17 protein-coding genes are annotated in these 16,675 nt (G+C 57.5%); 12 read left to right on the top strand and 5 right to left on the bottom strand.

Features of this window, described 5'->3' with window-relative positions:
• Both M7F93_RS05550 and M7F93_RS05545 read right to left on the bottom strand, forming a co-directional pair.
• Nucleotides 1–1,797 carry a M3 family oligoendopeptidase gene (locus tag M7F93_RS05550; RefSeq protein ID WP_298170325.1) on the bottom strand — a complete coding sequence of 599 codons (1,797 nt, stop codon included), beginning with the start codon at nt 1,795–1,797 and terminating at the stop codon, nt 1–3.
• Between the two features lie 43 nt (nt 1,798–1,840).
• Nucleotides 1,841–2,287 (bottom strand): DUF1841 family protein, encoded by a 447-nt coding sequence (locus tag M7F93_RS05545; protein WP_298170322.1) that lies wholly within the window; start codon nt 2,285–2,287, stop codon nt 1,841–1,843.
• Between the two features lie 161 nt (nt 2,288–2,448).
• Between M7F93_RS05545 and M7F93_RS05540 the strand changes: the two genes are divergently transcribed.
• A complete protein-coding gene (locus M7F93_RS05540; protein ID WP_298170319.1) occupies nt 2,449–4,155 on the top strand; it encodes a hypothetical protein in 1,707 nt (568 codons plus the stop codon).
• 103 nt (nt 4,156–4,258) lie between these two features.
• Here M7F93_RS05540 and M7F93_RS05535 read toward each other — a convergent pair whose 3' ends face one another.
• Nucleotides 4,259–4,828 carry a 3-deoxy-D-manno-octulosonic acid transferase gene (locus M7F93_RS05535; RefSeq protein ID WP_298170316.1) on the bottom strand — a complete coding sequence of 190 codons (570 nt, stop codon included), beginning with the start codon at nt 4,826–4,828 and terminating at the stop codon, nt 4,259–4,261.
• Nucleotides 4,829–4,988: 160 nt separating this feature from the next.
• Here M7F93_RS05535 and glgA point away from each other — a divergent pair, with 160 nt between their 5' ends.
• From glgA to M7F93_RS05495, 8 genes are all read left to right on the top strand, one after another.
• Nucleotides 4,989–6,452, top strand: coding sequence for a glycogen synthase GlgA (gene glgA / locus M7F93_RS05530; protein ID WP_298170313.1), 1,464 nt, complete (start codon nt 4,989–4,991; stop codon nt 6,450–6,452).
• An 87-nt stretch (nt 6,453–6,539) separates the two neighbouring features.
• Nucleotides 6,540–7,928: an MBL fold metallo-hydrolase RNA specificity domain-containing protein gene (locus M7F93_RS05525; protein ID WP_298170310.1), complete on the top strand. Its 1,389-nt coding sequence runs from the start codon at nt 6,540–6,542 to the stop codon at nt 7,926–7,928.
• 83 nt (nt 7,929–8,011) lie between these two features.
• Nucleotides 8,012–8,428 carry a hypothetical protein gene (locus M7F93_RS05520; RefSeq protein WP_298170307.1) on the top strand — a complete coding sequence of 139 codons (417 nt, stop codon included), beginning with the start codon at nt 8,012–8,014 and terminating at the stop codon, nt 8,426–8,428.
• Between the two features lie 100 nt (nt 8,429–8,528).
• Complete coding sequence (gene nth / locus M7F93_RS05515) at nt 8,529–9,179, top strand: endonuclease III (RefSeq protein WP_298170305.1); 651 nt, start codon at nt 8,529–8,531, stop codon at nt 9,177–9,179.
• Complete coding sequence (locus tag M7F93_RS05510; RefSeq protein WP_298170302.1) at nt 9,158–10,300, top strand: FIST C-terminal domain-containing protein; 1,143 nt, start codon at nt 9,158–9,160, stop codon at nt 10,298–10,300. Before nth ends, M7F93_RS05510 begins: the two co-directional genes overlap by 22 nt.
• A 55-nt stretch (nt 10,301–10,355) precedes the next feature.
• The gene (locus M7F93_RS05505) at nt 10,356–10,640 is read left to right on the top strand and encodes a DUF2249 domain-containing protein (protein ID WP_298170299.1); all 285 of its coding nucleotides are present in this window, start codon (nt 10,356–10,358) and stop codon (nt 10,638–10,640) included.
• Complete coding sequence (locus M7F93_RS05500) at nt 10,637–10,813, top strand: hypothetical protein (RefSeq protein ID WP_298170296.1); 177 nt, start codon at nt 10,637–10,639, stop codon at nt 10,811–10,813. Before M7F93_RS05505 ends, M7F93_RS05500 begins: the two co-directional genes overlap by 4 nt.
• 1 nt (nt 10,814) lies before the next feature.
• On the top strand, nt 10,815–11,324 hold the full coding sequence (locus tag M7F93_RS05495; protein WP_298170293.1) for a hypothetical protein: 510 nt from the start codon (nt 10,815–10,817) through the stop codon (nt 11,322–11,324).
• Between the two features lie 128 nt (nt 11,325–11,452).
• Here the strand turns inward: M7F93_RS05495 and M7F93_RS05490 are convergent, their stop codons facing one another.
• Both M7F93_RS05490 and hcp read right to left on the bottom strand, forming a co-directional pair.
• Nucleotides 11,453–12,481 (bottom strand): FAD-binding oxidoreductase, encoded by a 1,029-nt coding sequence (locus M7F93_RS05490; protein ID WP_298170290.1) that lies wholly within the window; start codon nt 12,479–12,481, stop codon nt 11,453–11,455.
• 57 nt (nt 12,482–12,538) lie between these two features.
• Nucleotides 12,539–14,209: a hydroxylamine reductase gene (gene hcp / locus M7F93_RS05485; RefSeq protein ID WP_298170287.1), complete on the bottom strand. Its 1,671-nt coding sequence runs from the start codon at nt 14,207–14,209 to the stop codon at nt 12,539–12,541.
• A 298-nt stretch (nt 14,210–14,507) separates the two neighbouring features.
• Between hcp and M7F93_RS05480 the strand changes: the two genes are divergently transcribed.
• The 3 genes from M7F93_RS05480 to M7F93_RS05470 all read left to right on the top strand — a co-directional run.
• Nucleotides 14,508–14,864, top strand: coding sequence for a DsrE/DsrF/TusD sulfur relay family protein (locus M7F93_RS05480; protein ID WP_298170284.1), 357 nt, complete (start codon nt 14,508–14,510; stop codon nt 14,862–14,864).
• Between the two features lie 551 nt (nt 14,865–15,415).
• Entirely contained in the window at nt 15,416–15,922 is a 507-nt protein-coding gene (locus tag M7F93_RS05475; protein WP_298170281.1) for an AAA family ATPase, read from the top strand.
• Nucleotides 15,922–16,675 (top strand): hypothetical protein (locus M7F93_RS05470; protein WP_298170278.1); only part of this gene is annotated, 754 nt, incomplete at its 3' end. The genes M7F93_RS05475 and M7F93_RS05470, both read left to right, overlap by 1 nt.

Below are 16,675 nucleotides of genomic sequence, written 5' to 3'. Positions count from 1 at the left end.
TCAGTGTACTCCCGCCAGCTTTTCGGCCTCATCCACCATCCCGGCCATGTAATCCAGCGCTCGCGACCAGATTTCCGGTTCTTCCAGATCAATGCCGGTCATCGCCACCACCTCGGCAGGAGCCTTACTACCGCCAAGTTTCAGCATGGCGATATAGCCGGGCACGAACTCCGCCGGGGCGGCCCGATAGCGCTGAATCAGCGCCAGCGTCAGCAATTCCCCAAAGGCATAGGCATACACATAGCCCGGCGAGCCGATGAAGTGGGGAATATAGCTCCACCACCAGCGATAACCGGGGCTGAACTGGATACTGTCGGCAAACTGCGCCGTCTGGGTTTGCATCCATAACTCCGCCAGGCGATCCTTGCTCAGTTCGCCCTCGGCACGGCGCGCGCCATGCATGGCCACTTCAAAGCGGTGCATGGCCATCTGCCGGAACACCGTGGCAAAGGTATCCTCGATTTTGCCGCAGAGCAGGGCCAGCCGTCGCCGGGGGTCATGCTCCTCGCGCACCAGTCGCTCGAAGGTCAGCATCTCGCCAAAGACTGAAGCCGTCTCCGCCGTGGTCAGGGGGGTATCCGAGTTCAGGTAGCCCTGCTCGCGGGCGAGATACTGGTGGATACCGTGTCCCAGTTCGTGGGCCACCGTCATCACATCGCGCACCGTGCCGGTATAGTTGACCATGAGATAGGGATGGACATCCGGCGTCACCGGATGGGCGAAGGCCCCGCCCCGCTTGCCTGGCGCCAGTGCGGCGTCAATCCAGCCGTCATCGAAAAAGCGCCGGCCGATAGCCCCTAGTTCCGGAGAAAAATCCGTCACCGCGGCCAGCACGATACGCTGACACTCCGCCCAGTCGTAGCGCCGCTCGCCACCCGGCAAGGGCGCATACCGGTCATAATCCATCAACGGCGACACGTTCAATAATTTAGCCTTGAGCCGGTAATAGCGGGCCACCAGCGCGTAGCGTCCGACCACTGCCTGCTCCAGCGCCTCGACCATTTTGTCGGAGATTTCGTTGCTCAGATTGCGGTCACTCAGCCAGTGGGGATAGCGGCGCAAACGGTCATCCAGTGCCTTGTCGGCGAGGATGGCGTTGAAACAGGTGGTGAGGGTATGCAAGCGCCCTTCCAGCCCCTTGCTGAGGGACTCGGCCGCATCCCGACGCAACTCCCGATCGGGATTGGACAACAGCGTCAACACCTCCTGCTCGGTCATCTGCTTGCCGCGCAGGGGAAAGCGCATTTCCGTCAATGTCTCATCAAAAAGCCGCTCCCAGAGCGCCCGCCCGGTCACCCGCTTTTCCGACAGAATCTGCTCCTCACTCTCGCTGCGCAGGTGGTCACGATACCTCCGCCAGTTGCGCAGCAGATGCGCCCAATGCGCCAGTGCAGGGTCTGCCAGCAGACTTTCTGCCCGGCTATCCTCGACGGCATTCCAGGCGATATCGAAGAAGATCAGTTGATTCTGAATGGCGGTGGCCGCCTCTTCATAGGCCTGCAGGGCGGCGCCATAGGCTGGCTGATCGGCGTGAGTGACGTAACTGAGATAGCGGAAGGTACCCACCCGACCGATGCGTTGGCGGATAGCTTCCAACTGGCCCACAGCCGCCGCCAACTGCGCAGCGTCCAGTCCGCCCAGGCCGGGACGATAGGCTTCGGCAAAGCGCGTCGCTGCGCTATCCGCCCAGCGCATGTCTTCCGTCAGCCGCGGATCATCCACCCCGGCATAGAGATCTTCCAGACGCCAATGTACCTGCTCCGCGCCCGTCGCTGCCTGATTTACGCCCTCCACCATGCTGTTATTCTCCATCCGAGTAATGTTTGATTGGCGCCGCCGTTCAGCCCGCCATCTCCGGCAATCCCAGACTACGGCGTACACAAGGTAACAACGCCGTCAGTTCCGGGGCGCGTCCTGCGCGTTGGGCCTGCCACATCATCTCTCCCAGACAATCCACGAAAAGATGTTCGGCGCCGGTTTCACCCAGCTTGCGGCGCGCGCCGTCGAAGAGGTCCACGATACCCGCAGGCTGACCCAATGCCAACATCTCCTCCAGCCCTACATGCAGAGACATGTGCATATAGGGGTTACTTCGTCCCTGCTCGGGCGGAAAATCCTGTTCCAGTCCCTGCTGCGCATCGTTCAGCAGGGCATGATATTCCGGATGGCGGAGAATGACGGCGACAATCCGCATCTGCATCCCTTCCAGCGGATGGCCCTCCTGATAGGCCTGCCAACTGTCCAGAAAGACCTGGCGATATGTTTCTCGTTTACTGCCATAAAGCATAATGATTAGCCTGTCAGAACATACCGGAAGATCATAGGCCAGACCGGCACGGGTAGGAAAGAGAGGCCCTTTGTGGTAAATAGGGCAAGTCTTGGAAACCTAACCTATCTTAATCAAAAGCACTTATCGCGGCATTATTTTCAGCGGGAGATCAGCGCATCATGGCCAACGCGAATGCAGTATCGTCAGCAGCAATAACCACCCTCAACGAACGCCAATGGGAAGGACTCGGTAAAGTCGGTGACGCCGCCCTGCAGGTACAGAACCTGCTGCAAATGCTGCGCGACATCTTGAATGAGTTGCCACAGGCCATTGATACCGACAAGCTCGTGGAGACCATGAAGCCCTATCTGGAACAACTGCAGAACGTTTCGGAGTCGCTGCAAGCCTTCATCAAAGGCAACTCCGGTGAGGAGCCGCTGGATCGCCTGCGCAACATGCTGAACGACGTCCAAAGCGCTGAACTCAACAAAACCCTGAAGGAGGTTCTGCAACTGCTCGGCAACCTGCAACGCGCCGGCTTCTTCAGTTCCATCTCCGCCCTCAGCGCTGAACTCAAATGCCCCATCATCGGCGAAAATCCGGAAGACATGGTGCAGAAAATTCATGGCGCCACCGCCAGCATCCAGTACTGGATGGATAGCGCCAAACAGGGTGTCGGCGTCGTCGGCAACATGGTCGGCCAGCTCGATCTGCCGGATCGCCTCGACGAAATTCAGGAAATGGCCGACCAGTGGATTCAGATGGCCAAGCGGGCCCAGCGCCTCATTCAGGGTGACGCCCCCAACCTGCAGGCGCGTCTGAGCGGCATGCTCGACATGGCGGAAATCCTCGGCGGGCAGATGAACATCGCCATCGACACCCTGCGCGACACCATGCCGGAAGTGCTGGAAGGCGCGGACATGAGTGGCACGCTCGCCACTATTGGTGCCGGTGGCAGCCGTTGGATGCACATCGCCATGCGCGTCAAAACGTTGGCGCAAGGCAACAACTCCCGAGACTTCGCCGCACGCGCCGAAAACCTGTTAGACCAGATCGAGCACCTCGCCGGTTATGCTGCGAGCGCGGGCTTCTTCATTCAGGCGGGTAAAGATGGCGTGGGCGCGGTCCGCAACATCCTCACCGACATGGACCTGCCGGAAAAGCTGGACGACCTCGCGGAAGAAGCCGAAAAGTGGCTGAAAATCGCGATGCGAGCCAAGGCGCTGGCGCAGGGTAGCTCTGACAGCCTGGCTGATCGTGTCGGTAGCTTGCTGGGCATGGCGGAAGCCGTCGGCGACTCGCTGCAGGCGGCTGCCAAGGCGCTTGAGGACAAAGGCATCCACCTGGAAGAGCTGATCACGCCACGCGGCGATCTCAGCATTGCTTTCGGCACCGCCGCGGACATGGTCGGCGAATTCTGGCAGGACGGCACCATCCGCCACATCGGCAGCACCATCAGCCAGGGTGCCATGGCCTGGCTGGAAATCGCGCAGATCGGCGCCAAGGCTGTACGGGGCGACGCGGAAAGCATCAACCTGCGTATCAAGGAAATTGTTCAGGGCCTGCATGATGCCCACCTGATGGACATGCTGCCTGACGTCTTCGCGCTGGTGGGTAACCTGCAGAAGGCCGGCCTGGTCGGCAAGCTGAACATAATCATGACGCAAGTCGTCCCCATGATCCCTTCCGACGAAGTCTTTGCCAGCGGTGTGAACAAGGCGATGAAGGCGCTGGAGCAGGCCAGGACCGAGATGAAGGACGAGCACAACAAGGGTGGCGGCATCTTCGGCTTGATGAAGATATTCTTCGCCAAAGACACCCAGTTCGTACTGAAGTTCGCCGTGCGCTTCGCCTCAATATTCCTGAAAGCGCTGAAGCAAGGCTGATTTTTTAGCTCTCTAGCAAAAAAGCCCCGGACCTTGCTGGTTCTGGGCTTTTTTGGGTCCAGCGAACGCCGACCGGATAAGTCACGGGGAGGGGACGCAGGCACTAAGCCCCGTGCTGTCCCCACCACACCTTTGCCTTCTCCGCTGCCGCCCTGGCCGCTGCCGGATCGTTCAGCCAGGCCTTCGCCAGATCGATAATCTCCGCATTATCTTGTGCCCATACCACAGCGCCAGCGGCCAACAAGCCCTGACGTACCGCATTATCCGGCATTTTCGGACCGAGGATGAGGGGACAACCATCAGCAATGGCTTTGCCGAGATCCACTGCGCCTCCTACCAATGTACCGCCAGGCACACAAAAATCCACACAAGCGTAGAAAGCATCGCGCAGCTCCGCCGTTTCCACAAAGTAGACGCGCGTTTTGATGGGCACGAAGCTGGTGAACAAACGACTATGGCGAATGGTCTGCAGATGGTATTTCAGCGCATCCCGATAAACGGGTTCGTAGCGTTCTTCCCGATCTGGCGCCAGCACCATGATCCCCATCTTCGCCCGCATCAGGGAGAGAAAGATCCCATAGGCCTCAGCATCTTCGCCTTCGTGCAGGTTGGGGAAATACACTACGCAACGGTTCCGGTCCCGAAACTCCTTAAAACGCTCGCACCAATCCATGCAGATCACTCCTTGGCGGTAGTTATGGGCTTTTTCACCCACCGATGATAGGCGACACCGGCACATCATTCAAAGCCTGTTGAACGCATGCATGTGTGAACCGTCCACCACCTTTGTGTTATATTAACAACAACGCCCAGCAAAAAAGAACACATGCCCTATGTTGCGAACACTTTTTGTATTCTCGGAGATGGTGCCCTACTCCAAAACGGGCGGACTCGCGGATGTCGGCGGGGCTTTGCCCCTGGCGTTAGGGCAACTGGGCGTCGATGTTCGCGTGCTGGTGCCTTACTATGGGCGTCCGGCCATGGATGATCTGCGCTGGTGTTGTGCCGTCAACGTGCCCTATACGGGTGAAACGGTCGAGCTGTGGTCGCCGACAGAGCGCCCACAGCTTCTTTTCCTCCGTTATCCCGCTTATTATGAGCGCGACGGCGGTCCTTACCAGGACAATCAAGGCGAAGACTGGCCGGACAATGACTGGCGCTTTGCCCTGCTCAACCGGGTGGCCGTCGAAATCGCCCAAGGACGTGTAGCGGGGCTCAACTGGCGTCCAGACATCGTCCATGCCAATGACTGGCAAACCGGACTGACCTCCTACCTGCTCGATCTGGAGGCTCGGATCGGCGCAACACGGCCCGCCACCCTTTTCACCATTCATAATCTGGCCTATCAGGGTCGCTTCGCACCCGGCGCTATGGCGCCTCTGCACTTGCCCGCGGCAGATTTTCACTGGCTCGGGACAGAACTCTACGGGGCCTTCTCCTTCATGAAAGCAGGCCTGGCTTATAGCGATCAGCTCACCACCGTCAGCCCCACCTATGCCGAGGAGATTCAGACCAGCGCCTTCGGTATGGGGCTGGAAGGGCTGCTCCAGGCCCGATCCGGGCAACTGTCGGGCATTCTCAATGGTATTGACACCATCCACTGGAACCCCGGCGCGGATCCCTATCTGCCCGCGCATTATTCGCTACAAGATCGGTTCGGTAAGGCGCAGTGCAAATCGCAACTGCAGAGCAGTCTCGGCCTCCACCCCGATCCCCACGTATTCCTCCTCGGTATGATCAGCCGCCTGGTGGCGCAGAAGGGGACGGATATGGTACTGGATATTCTTCCTGATCTGTTACGCCGTGGCATGCAAGTGGTGGTATTGGGCAGTGGCGATAAATCTTTTGAGCGGCAACTGCTGGAAGTGGCCACAGCGCATCCGACCCAGATGGCGGCGCGTATCGCCTTTGACGAAGGGTTATCCCATCGCATCGAAGCTGGCGCAGATGCCTTTCTCATGCCCTCCCGCTTCGAACCCTGCGGCCTGAACCAGATGTACAGCCTGCGCTACGGCACCCTGCCCATCGTCCATCGTACGGGCGGATTGGCCGATACGGTCACCGATGCCGACGACTTCCGCTATCCACTACAACGCAACGGACTTGTTTTTGACCGCCCGCAAAGCGATGCTCTGCATGAGACCGTGCTGCGCGCGGAAGCGCTATTCCGCCAGCCAGCGCTGTGGTCACCTCTGCAAGATCAGGCCATGGCGGGCGACTATAGCTGGCAGCACTCGGCACATGCCTATCTCCAACTTTATTACGAGGTGCTGGCGCGGCGCGTGGGCGGTCACTAATCTCCTCCCGCTAGCCGCTGATCCGCTATACTGGGGTTGGAAACCGCATCAGATTCGGGGGACAACCGAAACCCAGGGGAGAATAATATGGAAATGCAATTTTATGGTGCCGCAGGGGGGGTCACCGGGTCCTGTCATTTGCTGAGCGTTGGCGATAAAAAGTTGCTCATCGACTGCGGGTTGTTTCAGGGCGGGCATGACCTGGAAGAAGAAAATCGCGCTGAATTTGGTTTTGATGCCAAAACCATTGATTACCTGCTGCTGACCCATGCCCATCTCGATCACTGCGGGCGCATTCCCTTACTGGTAAAACGCGGCTTTCGTGGCGAAATCATCACCACGGCAGCCACCCGTGAACTGGCGCGACTGGTGCTCATGGACGCAGCAGGCCTTGCGGCAGAAGAGGCACGACGCTCCAACCGACGTCACCAGCGTCAGGGTGGAATGGAATCCGCGCCCATTTACGACATCACCGACGTCCTCGATACTATGGATCGCTTCGGACGTACTGCGGATTATGCGCAGAAAATAGAGGTCTGCCCCGGCGTCAGTGTGACCTTCGGAGATGCCGGTCATATTCTCGGTTCCGCCTGGATACTGATAGAAGCCAGTGAAGCGGGCAAACAGCAGCGCATTGTCTTTTCCGGTGATCTGGGCAATCGCGGTAAGCCCATCATCAACCCACCCACCCCCGCACCACGGGCAGATGTCATCGTCATGGAAACCACCTATGGCGATCGCTTGCACAAAGCCATCGGACCCTCGGTAGACGAGCTGCGCGATGCTATCCTCGACACCCTGAAACGCGGCGGCAATGCCATCATTCCCACCTTCGCCCTGGAGCGCGCCCAGGATTTACTGTATTACCTGCGCGAGATGATGAACGACAACCAGCTCCCCGCCAACCTGCCGGTCTTCCTCGATTCGCCCATGGCCATTTCCGCCACGGATATTTTTCGCCGTCATCCGGAATGCTTCAATCCCGACACCCGTGAAGGCCTGCAACAGGGTGCCGACCCCTTCGCTCTGCGCAACCTCCACTTCACCCGTGAAACCAGCGAATCCATGGGCATCAATCTGATCAAGGGCGGCGCGCTGATTATGGCCGGATCGGGCATGGCGACCGGGGGCCGGGTCACCCACCATCTCAAACACAACATCTGGCGCGAAGACTGCAGCGTCATCTTTGTCGGCTATGCCGCACAGGGGACGCTGGCACGGCGCATCATCGACGGGGCGAAAACCGTGCGGATATTTGGTGAAGAGATTCACGTCGCCGCCAAAATTTACACCATCGGCGGTTTCTCAGCCCATGCCGACCACGACGAACTCCTCGCCTGGTATGGTGACCAAAAACCGACACGCACCATTCTCGTCCACGGCGAGGATAATGGCCGGGAAGGCATCGCCAAGGTGCTGCGGGCGCGGGGCTTGCAGGTAAATTGCCCGGTCATTGGAGATCATTATCCCCTATAAAAAAGCTTTTGCGTTGCACTGCAACCATAAACGGCTACAATGCCTCAAAGGCTTTTACACCCACATGCAGGAGGAGTCGTACAATGTCAGGTCACTTTCCTTTTTCTGGCAAGGCCAACCGCGTTTCGGTCTTCGCCTTTTTTGAAGCCCACGACTGGGGCCTTGAAGCGCAAGAGAAATATTTTGAAGCGTGGTACCAGTGGACAAAAGACTACGTCATGAACGACGCCGACCTTAAAGCCGCCAAAGGCGTGCTCTTCAGCAGCGACCATTTTGGAACTCATGCTGACCATGATTTCCATCTGCATGGCTATGCTGTTGCCACGCGCATGCTGGACCTTGGCGAAACCATCAAGGGTAGCATCCTGCCCAAGCTAGACCACGACATGCTCCACGCTCTGGAACATGATCATGAAGAATGGATTGCGGCAGCTAATGCCGTTGCGGCAAACCATCCCCGACCGGAAGCGCCAGAGATCGGTCGTTATCGCCACGTTTGAACATAAGCCAACGGTGTCGGGTCCGGGCGCAGACCTGACCTCCGGCACCGCATGCAGTATATCTTCCGGCACTCCCAGTTGCTTCCGTGGGTGATGCGCTATGGATCCACAAAATATTCATCGCTGTTTTGCGGCCCTGCGCACCGCCATTCCTGAACCAAAAACTGAGCTGAACTACCACTCCCCCTTTCAGCTTCTGGTCGCCGTAGTGCTCTCCGCGCAAAGTACGGACAAGGTCGTCAACGCCTGCACTCAGGCGCTCTTTGCAGCGGCGCCTACTCCCGACGCGATGGCTGCGCTCGGTGAAGACGGCATCAAGACCCATATCCGTCGCTTGGGATTATTCAATGCCAAGGCCCGTCATGTGCACGCCCTCGCCCAACAACTGCTGGCCCTGTATGACGGAGAGGTGCCCGCAGATCGGGATGCGCTGGAAGCACTCCCCGGTGTCGGGCGTAAAACCGCCAATGTCGTCCTCAATACCCAGTTCGGGCACCCCACCATTGCGGTAGATACCCATATCTTTCGGGTAGGCAACCGGACGGGACTCGCCCCCGGTAAAACGCCCTTGGCCGTCGAACAGGCCCTGCTCGCGGCGGTACCCGCCGAATACCTGCAGGACGCCCACCATCTCCTGATCCTCCACGGTCGCTATACCTGCATGGCCAAGCGGCCACAGTGTGGCCACTGTCCGCTTTTCCAGTGTTGCGAATGGCCGGACAAAAATCAGTGGGCAGCAAAGTCATCCTAGCCAGCACCGGCTTCGCCATGGGTGCCCAGCATCCTGGGCGACTGCTGGCGCAGGCGGTCGAAGAGGCCCACCACAAGCTACACGGGCAGACCATTACCGCCGCCATCTTCCTGTTCAGCCCTCCGCTGTCCCCTGTACACCCATCCATGTTGCAGGCACAGATGCGGCAGTTGGCGTGTCTGCAGATCGCGGCAGCGACTTTCCCCGGCGTTTTCACCGACGCCGGTCAGGCACTGGGGGATCCCGCTTGCGCCGTGCTGCTGCTCGCCTCACCCCTGGGGCTCAGCCGCAGCGGTCAGGAGCCGGGCATGCCACGTCTGCGCTGGGCGCGTCCGGATCAAACGACGCCGCACTGGCTTGGCCAGTCCGCCGGTTTCGGCAGCGTGAGCAGTCGTACCGGGTGCTTCTGGCTGCATGCCAGTGCCCGACGCGAACCTGTAGAACTGTGTTTTCGGGGAATATCTGCGCAGCACTCTGCCTGGTCGGCAGGGCTGCGGCCCTTGAGCGCAATACTTCCTGTTACCCGTCAGGAAGGCAACCTGCTGTTGCAACTGGAGCGTTATCTGGCCTTACCCATGCTGGCCCAGAACATCCCCTTCAGTATCCGCCAGGAGGCTCGCCTGCCCCTGGAGCGTTTACTCATCGGCGAAGTCAGGAAGGACACCCATCCAGATACGCCACCCAGCTTGCTGCACATCCGGGCTACCGATATCAATCGCAGCGGGCTCTGGCTGGAGCGGGCGCTGGAGGAGGAATCCCGTGCGTTTCTTACCCTCCGCGACCCATCTTCTGCGGAGCGTGACACCCGCATTGCCTTGGAAACCCTGGCGACGAATGCGCCGTCCCCGGCCTTCGCCTGGATTTCCAGTTCTATCGGGCGGGATGTTGCCTTCTTTGGTGGCGAAGACCGTGATTTGGCCCTCTGGCGAGAGCGTTTTCCACAACTCCCCACGCTAGGCGCCTATGGCATGGGCGAACTCCTGCCCACTCAGGAACACAGTCACCTGTTACGGTATAGTAAAGTCTATACGGTGTTTTCCGCTTGGAACGGGGTCAATCAGCAAGAATCTGGGGAACAAAGCAATGCTTTTAATGAGCCCTTGACGCAGATCAAGGAATAACTGACTGAGATGAACAACCATGGGCTGTCGTATTCACGATTCGAGGATATCTCCCATGAAAGAACAGCTACATCATCAGCACTTACGCAGCGATGCCGTCTATCCCTTCGACGCGCGCGGTATCGCCAAACGCTTTCGGCATGCCGCCATCTTCGGGGCGCTGGATGCGCTTTCGGCAGGCGAAGCGATGCTTTTTGTCAACGACCATGATCCGTTGCCCCTTTTGGAACAACTCCGCACCCGCTACGGCGATAAAGTCGCCATTGCCTACGAAGTCCGTGATCCGCACGAAATCCGGATACGTTTTACCGTGAATACGGCAGGTGGAGATCCGTCATGAACCTCCTGGGGGAACCAGCCCCCACCTTCGATGACCCGATTGGCCTGCTGCGTGCCTGCCATGAGCGCATCCTCGGGCATGGAGAAATACTCCCCATCGCCGAAGGCATGCTGGGTACGGGAAAGCGGGCGAGCATAGGCGCGACCATGGCGCGGCGACGTCAGGCACAGTAAAATGGCTACATCCTGCCGGGCGCGCTGGGCGCTGTTCGTGTTGTTGGGTTTGGTACTGACGGTTACCCTGCAATTGATCTCCGGTTTCTTGCTCGCCATGGGAGATGCCTCGGTTTACGCATTTCATATCGCCGATGGCCTAGCTGCGGTATGCTTTCTCGCGGGGGAATGGGTTTGGTTGCTGGGCAATACGCCGGGGCGGCAGACGGCGGCGCGCATTTTTCTGCTCTCCGTGGAATCTCGGCATCAACTGCGCCTGCAGTTAAACCGGGAGTCTGGGGCGTCCAAAGCACTTCGTGATGGCCTTGATGCCCTGGTGGAGGGCCTTTTCCTCATTTTTGCCAGCATCACTGCGTGCATCGGTATCCTGCTATGGCAGAATCATGGCGGACTCCTCCCCTGGCATCGCACCATCGCGGGGATTCTGCTGTTTTTATGGCTACTGCACCTCGTGTTCAGTATTCATGATCATTGGCCGCGGCGGGTACGCCGCACAGAGGAGCAACCATGACGCATGTGGTGACGGAATCCTGCATTCTCTGCAAGTACACCGACGAGGACCCCAATTTTTTGGTCCTAGAAAAAACATTTCGCTGCGGGCAATCACGTCACCTGGAATTCCGAGGCATAGACACTGCACTATGCAGACAAAAATCGTTCAAACCGCAAACTGGAATCCGGTAACCCCTGGCTCAGAGCCAATTCCGTCACCCCCTGGACCAGTCGTGTTGATCCGCAAACATACAGGTCCGGTGAAACCGCAAGGCTTCCCAAGTCATCGCGCAAGGCATCCATTATGCTGCCTCGATAACCCGCCCATTCATTTCCAGGACGTGAAAGGCATACCTTAACCTGCAGTTGGGGAAGTTTATCCTGGATCTGGCGGATTTCTTCCTGACAGAAGAGTTCGTCTTCATATCTCGCGCCGAAGTATAGCCGTGCCGGAAGCATTTCTCCCCAATCTGCCATGCGGCGCAGCATCGACAGTAGCGGCACCAGACCTGTCCCGCCACCAACGAACCACCGTGGCCGCAGGCCATTTTCTCTCAGGGTAAAGGTTCCAAGTGGTCCACGTATGTTCAGGCGATCGCCCACCAGGGCGGATTCCAGATAGGTAGAGAAGGCACCGCCAGGGCGCAGCGTGATGAAAAATTCCAGGTCGCCATTCCAGTTGGTGTTATTGGCCAGCGAATAGGCGCGACGCGCACCGCTACCCGGCACCTGGATTTCCATAAATTGCCCGGCTTCGAATTCCGCAGCTCCCCCCTGCGCATCGGGTTGCAGACGTAACAACAGTCGTCTCGTACCGATAGCCACCATAGTGACTTCAATCACTTCGGCCTCGCGCTCCGGAATGCGCTCGAAACGGATGTAGTCGTAGTCATAGGGCGCCTCCAGAATCAGATCCGCTCGCGGATAGGTACGACACAGAAGTACATCGCCTCGCGCCTGCGCATTTTCTGGCAGTGCTTCCATACTCACTTCTCCCAGGCGATAAGAACCCGCGGTGACCGTGGCCACGCAAGCTCCACAGGTCCCTTTCCGGCATTGGGAAGGAAGCAGGATGCTTTCCCGGTCCGCAGCGGAGAGTAAATCTTCCGCCTCAGAACAGACGAAGGACACCCGTTGCCTATCACGGGTATGGATAGTGATATCGTAGTTGGTCATGATGTGCTCATCCTTATGCCGCATCGTCCGTGCGGAACGAAGCGGCGATCCATTGTGCTATGCTGTATGCGTCAGGGCCGCCTGCAAATCCGCTTGCGCCTCGCCAATAAGATCAAGATCAAGGTCGAAACGTGATTGGAGCTTTTGCACCAGAGTTGGTGTGAGATAGGCTGGCAGGGTTGGCCCTAGCTTGATCCCCTTGATACCCAAAGCCAGTAGGGAAAGATGAATGGCGGTAGCCTTTTGTTCAAACCAGGAAAGCATGATCGACAACGGCAGGTCATTGACTCCACAATTGAAGGCTTCGGCCAGGGCACTCGCTACCCGGATGGCGGAGTGGGCATCATTGCATTGGCCGATATCCAGCAGGCGAGGGATGCCGCCAATATCTCCGAATTCATGCTTATTGAATCGATACTTACCGCAACCCAAGGTCATTACTACCGAGTCGGCGGGGGCATTGTCCGCTACCTCCGTGAAATAGTTGCGCGCCGGAGAAACACCGTCGCAACCACCGACGAGGAAGAAGTGGCGAATGTCTCCGGACTTTACTGCATCTACGATTTTGTCAGCCACGCCCAAGAGGGTGTGATGTCCAAAACCGATGGTGATCCGTTGATCTTCTGCATCGGTAGCGAATCCCGGCAAGGCCTTGGCGGCCTGGATAACAAGCGTGAAATCCCCATTGTCAATATGGCGGACACCGGGCCAACCCACTGGGCCAAGGGTAAAAATGCGATTCTTATAACTTTTGCCCGGCTCAATGATGCAGTTGGAAGTCATGACAATGGGTCCAGGGAAATCTGCAAATTCGCGCTGTTGATCCTGCCATGCGCCCCCTAGATTCCCTGCCAGATGAGGGTATGCCTTGAGCGTGGGATAGGCGTTGGCTGGCAGCATCTCGCCATGGGTGTACACATTTATCCCCTGATCCTTGGTCTGCTCCAGGATTTGCTTCAGATCATGGAGATCATGACCGCTGACCAGAATTGCCTTCCCTTTGATCGGGGAGATGCGCACAGAGGTGATTTCCTGCGCTCCAAAACTGCCGGTGTTGGCCGCGTCAAGTAATTCCATCACCTTCAGGTTCAAACGGCCGACTTCCAACGATTCTTCCAACATTGCATCGATGTCCGTTGGATTACTTGCCAAGTAATCCAGGATTTCCTCCGCCTGGGCGTCGACTTCGTCACTCTGATAACCCAGAACACGGGCGTGTTGAGCGTAAGCGGCTACGCCTTTCATGCCATAGAGGATGAGGGCACGAGCACCGATTACATCTGATCCGAGATGCTCGGCGCCAGCATTTATGGCGACGCCAGGGGCTTGACGCAGCAGTTGTTCCAGACCATCGGCGGGTTGAAAGGCGGCTGGACCGGACAAAATTTCGGGAGTCTTGCCCTGCTCTCGCGCCGCTTCCTCGTACAATAATTTGATTCGCTCACGCCTTTTGGTGGCCTCCTGGATCAGGTGGACAAAACGTGTAGCAGTGAAGTTCACATTGGTTAGCGTGGTGAAAAGACCATAAAAAATGAAGTCGTCCGTATGCCTGTCGACAATACCCATCGCCCGCGCCCGGCGCGCATACTGGGCAATGCCCTTAATAAGGTGCGTGAGAATATCCTGCAGACCGGCTGTGGCCTCGTCCTTGCCGCACGTTCCCGGCGCACTGGTACAGCCTATTCCGGCGGGGGTACGTGTGGTTTGTTCGCATTGATAGCAAAACATAATGGGCGTCTCCTGAAGTTGTGGTGTACGTCGGTGAATGGTGCCTGTCGCGGTCAGAGTAATCCTTGATCTCGATCAAGGATCCAAGACCTATAGCATCTTTGGCGTTCTACCCGGATTCCAGGGGGCTGCTATCCATGACGGACGGACTCCCTGTCGACTGTTCATTCGATCCTTGTTGGGCATGCCGACCTCCAATTGAGTTGCATCATTGGTTTTATGAATGTTAATATGCTTTAATATTTTAAGTTGTGTGTGACATGAGTATATATCCACCGATCAAAGCTGTGGAGAGAAAATGAAAGCGCTGATAATTTTCAACCGTGAGCCTTATGACAACACTGACGTAACTTGGAATGGTTTGCGTCTTGCCGGAAAACTCTTGGAGGCAGGCCAAGAAGTAAGAGTGTTCCTGATGAATGATTCCGTCGACATGGCTCGTGATGTCTGCAAACCACCAGAAGGATACGACCAGGATTTGTCCAAGATGCTCAAGGAGCTCATTGCACAAGGCGCTTTGGTCAAGGTTTGTGGAACGTGTATGGCACGTTGTGGCATCTACAAGAATCATCCCTATTTTGAGGGAGCGGAAAAGTCCACGATGTCAGAATTAGCGGATTGGGTCACCGATAGTGACAAGGTCATTACATTTTAGCGGCTAACAATGCGTTGCACAAAAGCGCCGAAAATTGACCTCAGTAGAGCATTTAAGCCGGATGGCAACCAAAAACCCAGGCACGATACTCAGACCTTTAACTTAATTATGGTGCGCAGTACTGGAGTCGAACCAGTGACCTTCGGCTTCGGAGGCAGATTTTAGTTCCTTTCCGATCAATGCGGTACATCATAACATTTTGTAAATATTGACATTTCGTACATACCCATACACCCCGGAACACGGCCAAACACGAAGTCAGTGGAGCGAAATTGGAGCGCAAAATCCGGCCACAGACCCCAGATCCGCCTATATCCCTGAGCAATGCCATTGCCCGGCATCGGAAGAATTTTCCCTTCAGCCAGAAATATCGCATCGCCGCCAAGACCGGACACAACGGACCGACCATCTTGCGCAGAGTAAGACCCCGGATTGCGTGGGTCAATGGAAAAAATCACCACTCATCGCCTCGCATCATCCCCCACGAAAAACCGCGATCAGGTCTGCACCAGCCGAATACATGACAAGACCCACGCTTGAAGGAGCTTGTCATGACTACATCCCGAAACCCCGGCAACGCCGGAATTCCTATGGTACCACTAATCGACTGGGCCGACTTTGCCGACCCGCCACCGCCTGTGGACTGGCTGGTGGAGGGGATACTGCCTGCCGGTGTGGCAGGAGACGTCTTCGGTCCCCCGAACGCAGGCAAAAGTTCGCTGATCTACAGCCTCGCCGTTCATATTGCTGGAGGCAGTCCGACATGGTTTGGCCGAACCATCAAGTCTGGGCGGGTGGTCGTCGGCGGCGGCGAGCACTCCGGGCGGGACGCACACTGGCGCAGCGCACATCGCTTCGTCGCTGAAGTCCACCTGCCGCGCGGGCAATTCAAGGAGGCTCAAGAGGCCGCAGCCAGAAACAAAGAGGACCGTAAAGAAGATGGGTCGAAAAAAACGAAAGGGAAAGCGTCTACGGAAAACGGAAGCGGCTACGACTACTATGCCTTTAAAAATGGTGGTGATGGCAACCCCGCATGGAATTTCGGGGGGAATTTCTGATGGCACGCCGTCAGCAAAACCACAAGCGGCAAAACACCTCGCCCAAGCTCCCGATCTGCGTTGCGCACGAAAGCAAGTTGCCAGTATTCCAGCCGACCCGCAGGCCATCACGGGTACGGCAACAGCGCTTCGATACGGCCCATGGTTCAGTGACCGTCACCGGTAAGCTGGGGCAGGGACACAGAGATGTTCTGGATGCCATCATTGCCTGCGCCGAACGCTCCAAGGTCGATGACGGACGGCTGGGCGTACTGGTGGACCCCTACCAGTTGCGAAAAATGGTGAGCAGCGGGCGCGATGGCGGCATGTTCCCGTATAACCACATCCGGCGTCTGCTGCGGGATCTACGCACGGCAGAAGTGGACATGGACATGCCTGCACTCCAACTGCGCGTGACCGATGGCATTCTTGCCGATTTCGAGGAGTCCGCCATAACGAAAGAATCTGAACCATGGGCGTTTCAAACAACGAGCGGCAGCCCACGGCCCATGCTCAAAGTGACCTTCGGCAAGAACTGGACAAGCATGCTGGCAATGGACCTATCCGTGGTGTACCGGCTCCCTATCGTCATCGGAATGCGGCACGGGCCGTCACAGGCGACCGCCCGGTATTGCCTGTCCCACAGAGAGGTCCACGACACTCTGGACGGGATATTGGTGAAAATTGGCTATGACCCGACCGGCAAGACGCCCAGAGCCGTCAACAAGGTCAAAGCCGCGATCCACAGTGATGCCGAAGCCCTGGCGGCGCTGG

This window comes from Acidithiobacillus sp. (assembly GCF_027322205.1).
Taxonomy (GTDB): domain Bacteria; phylum Pseudomonadota; class Gammaproteobacteria; order Acidithiobacillales; family Acidithiobacillaceae; genus Acidithiobacillus.
The sequence above is the reverse complement of the archived record's forward strand: the minus strand, read 5'-3'. Positions and strand labels throughout refer to the sequence as shown.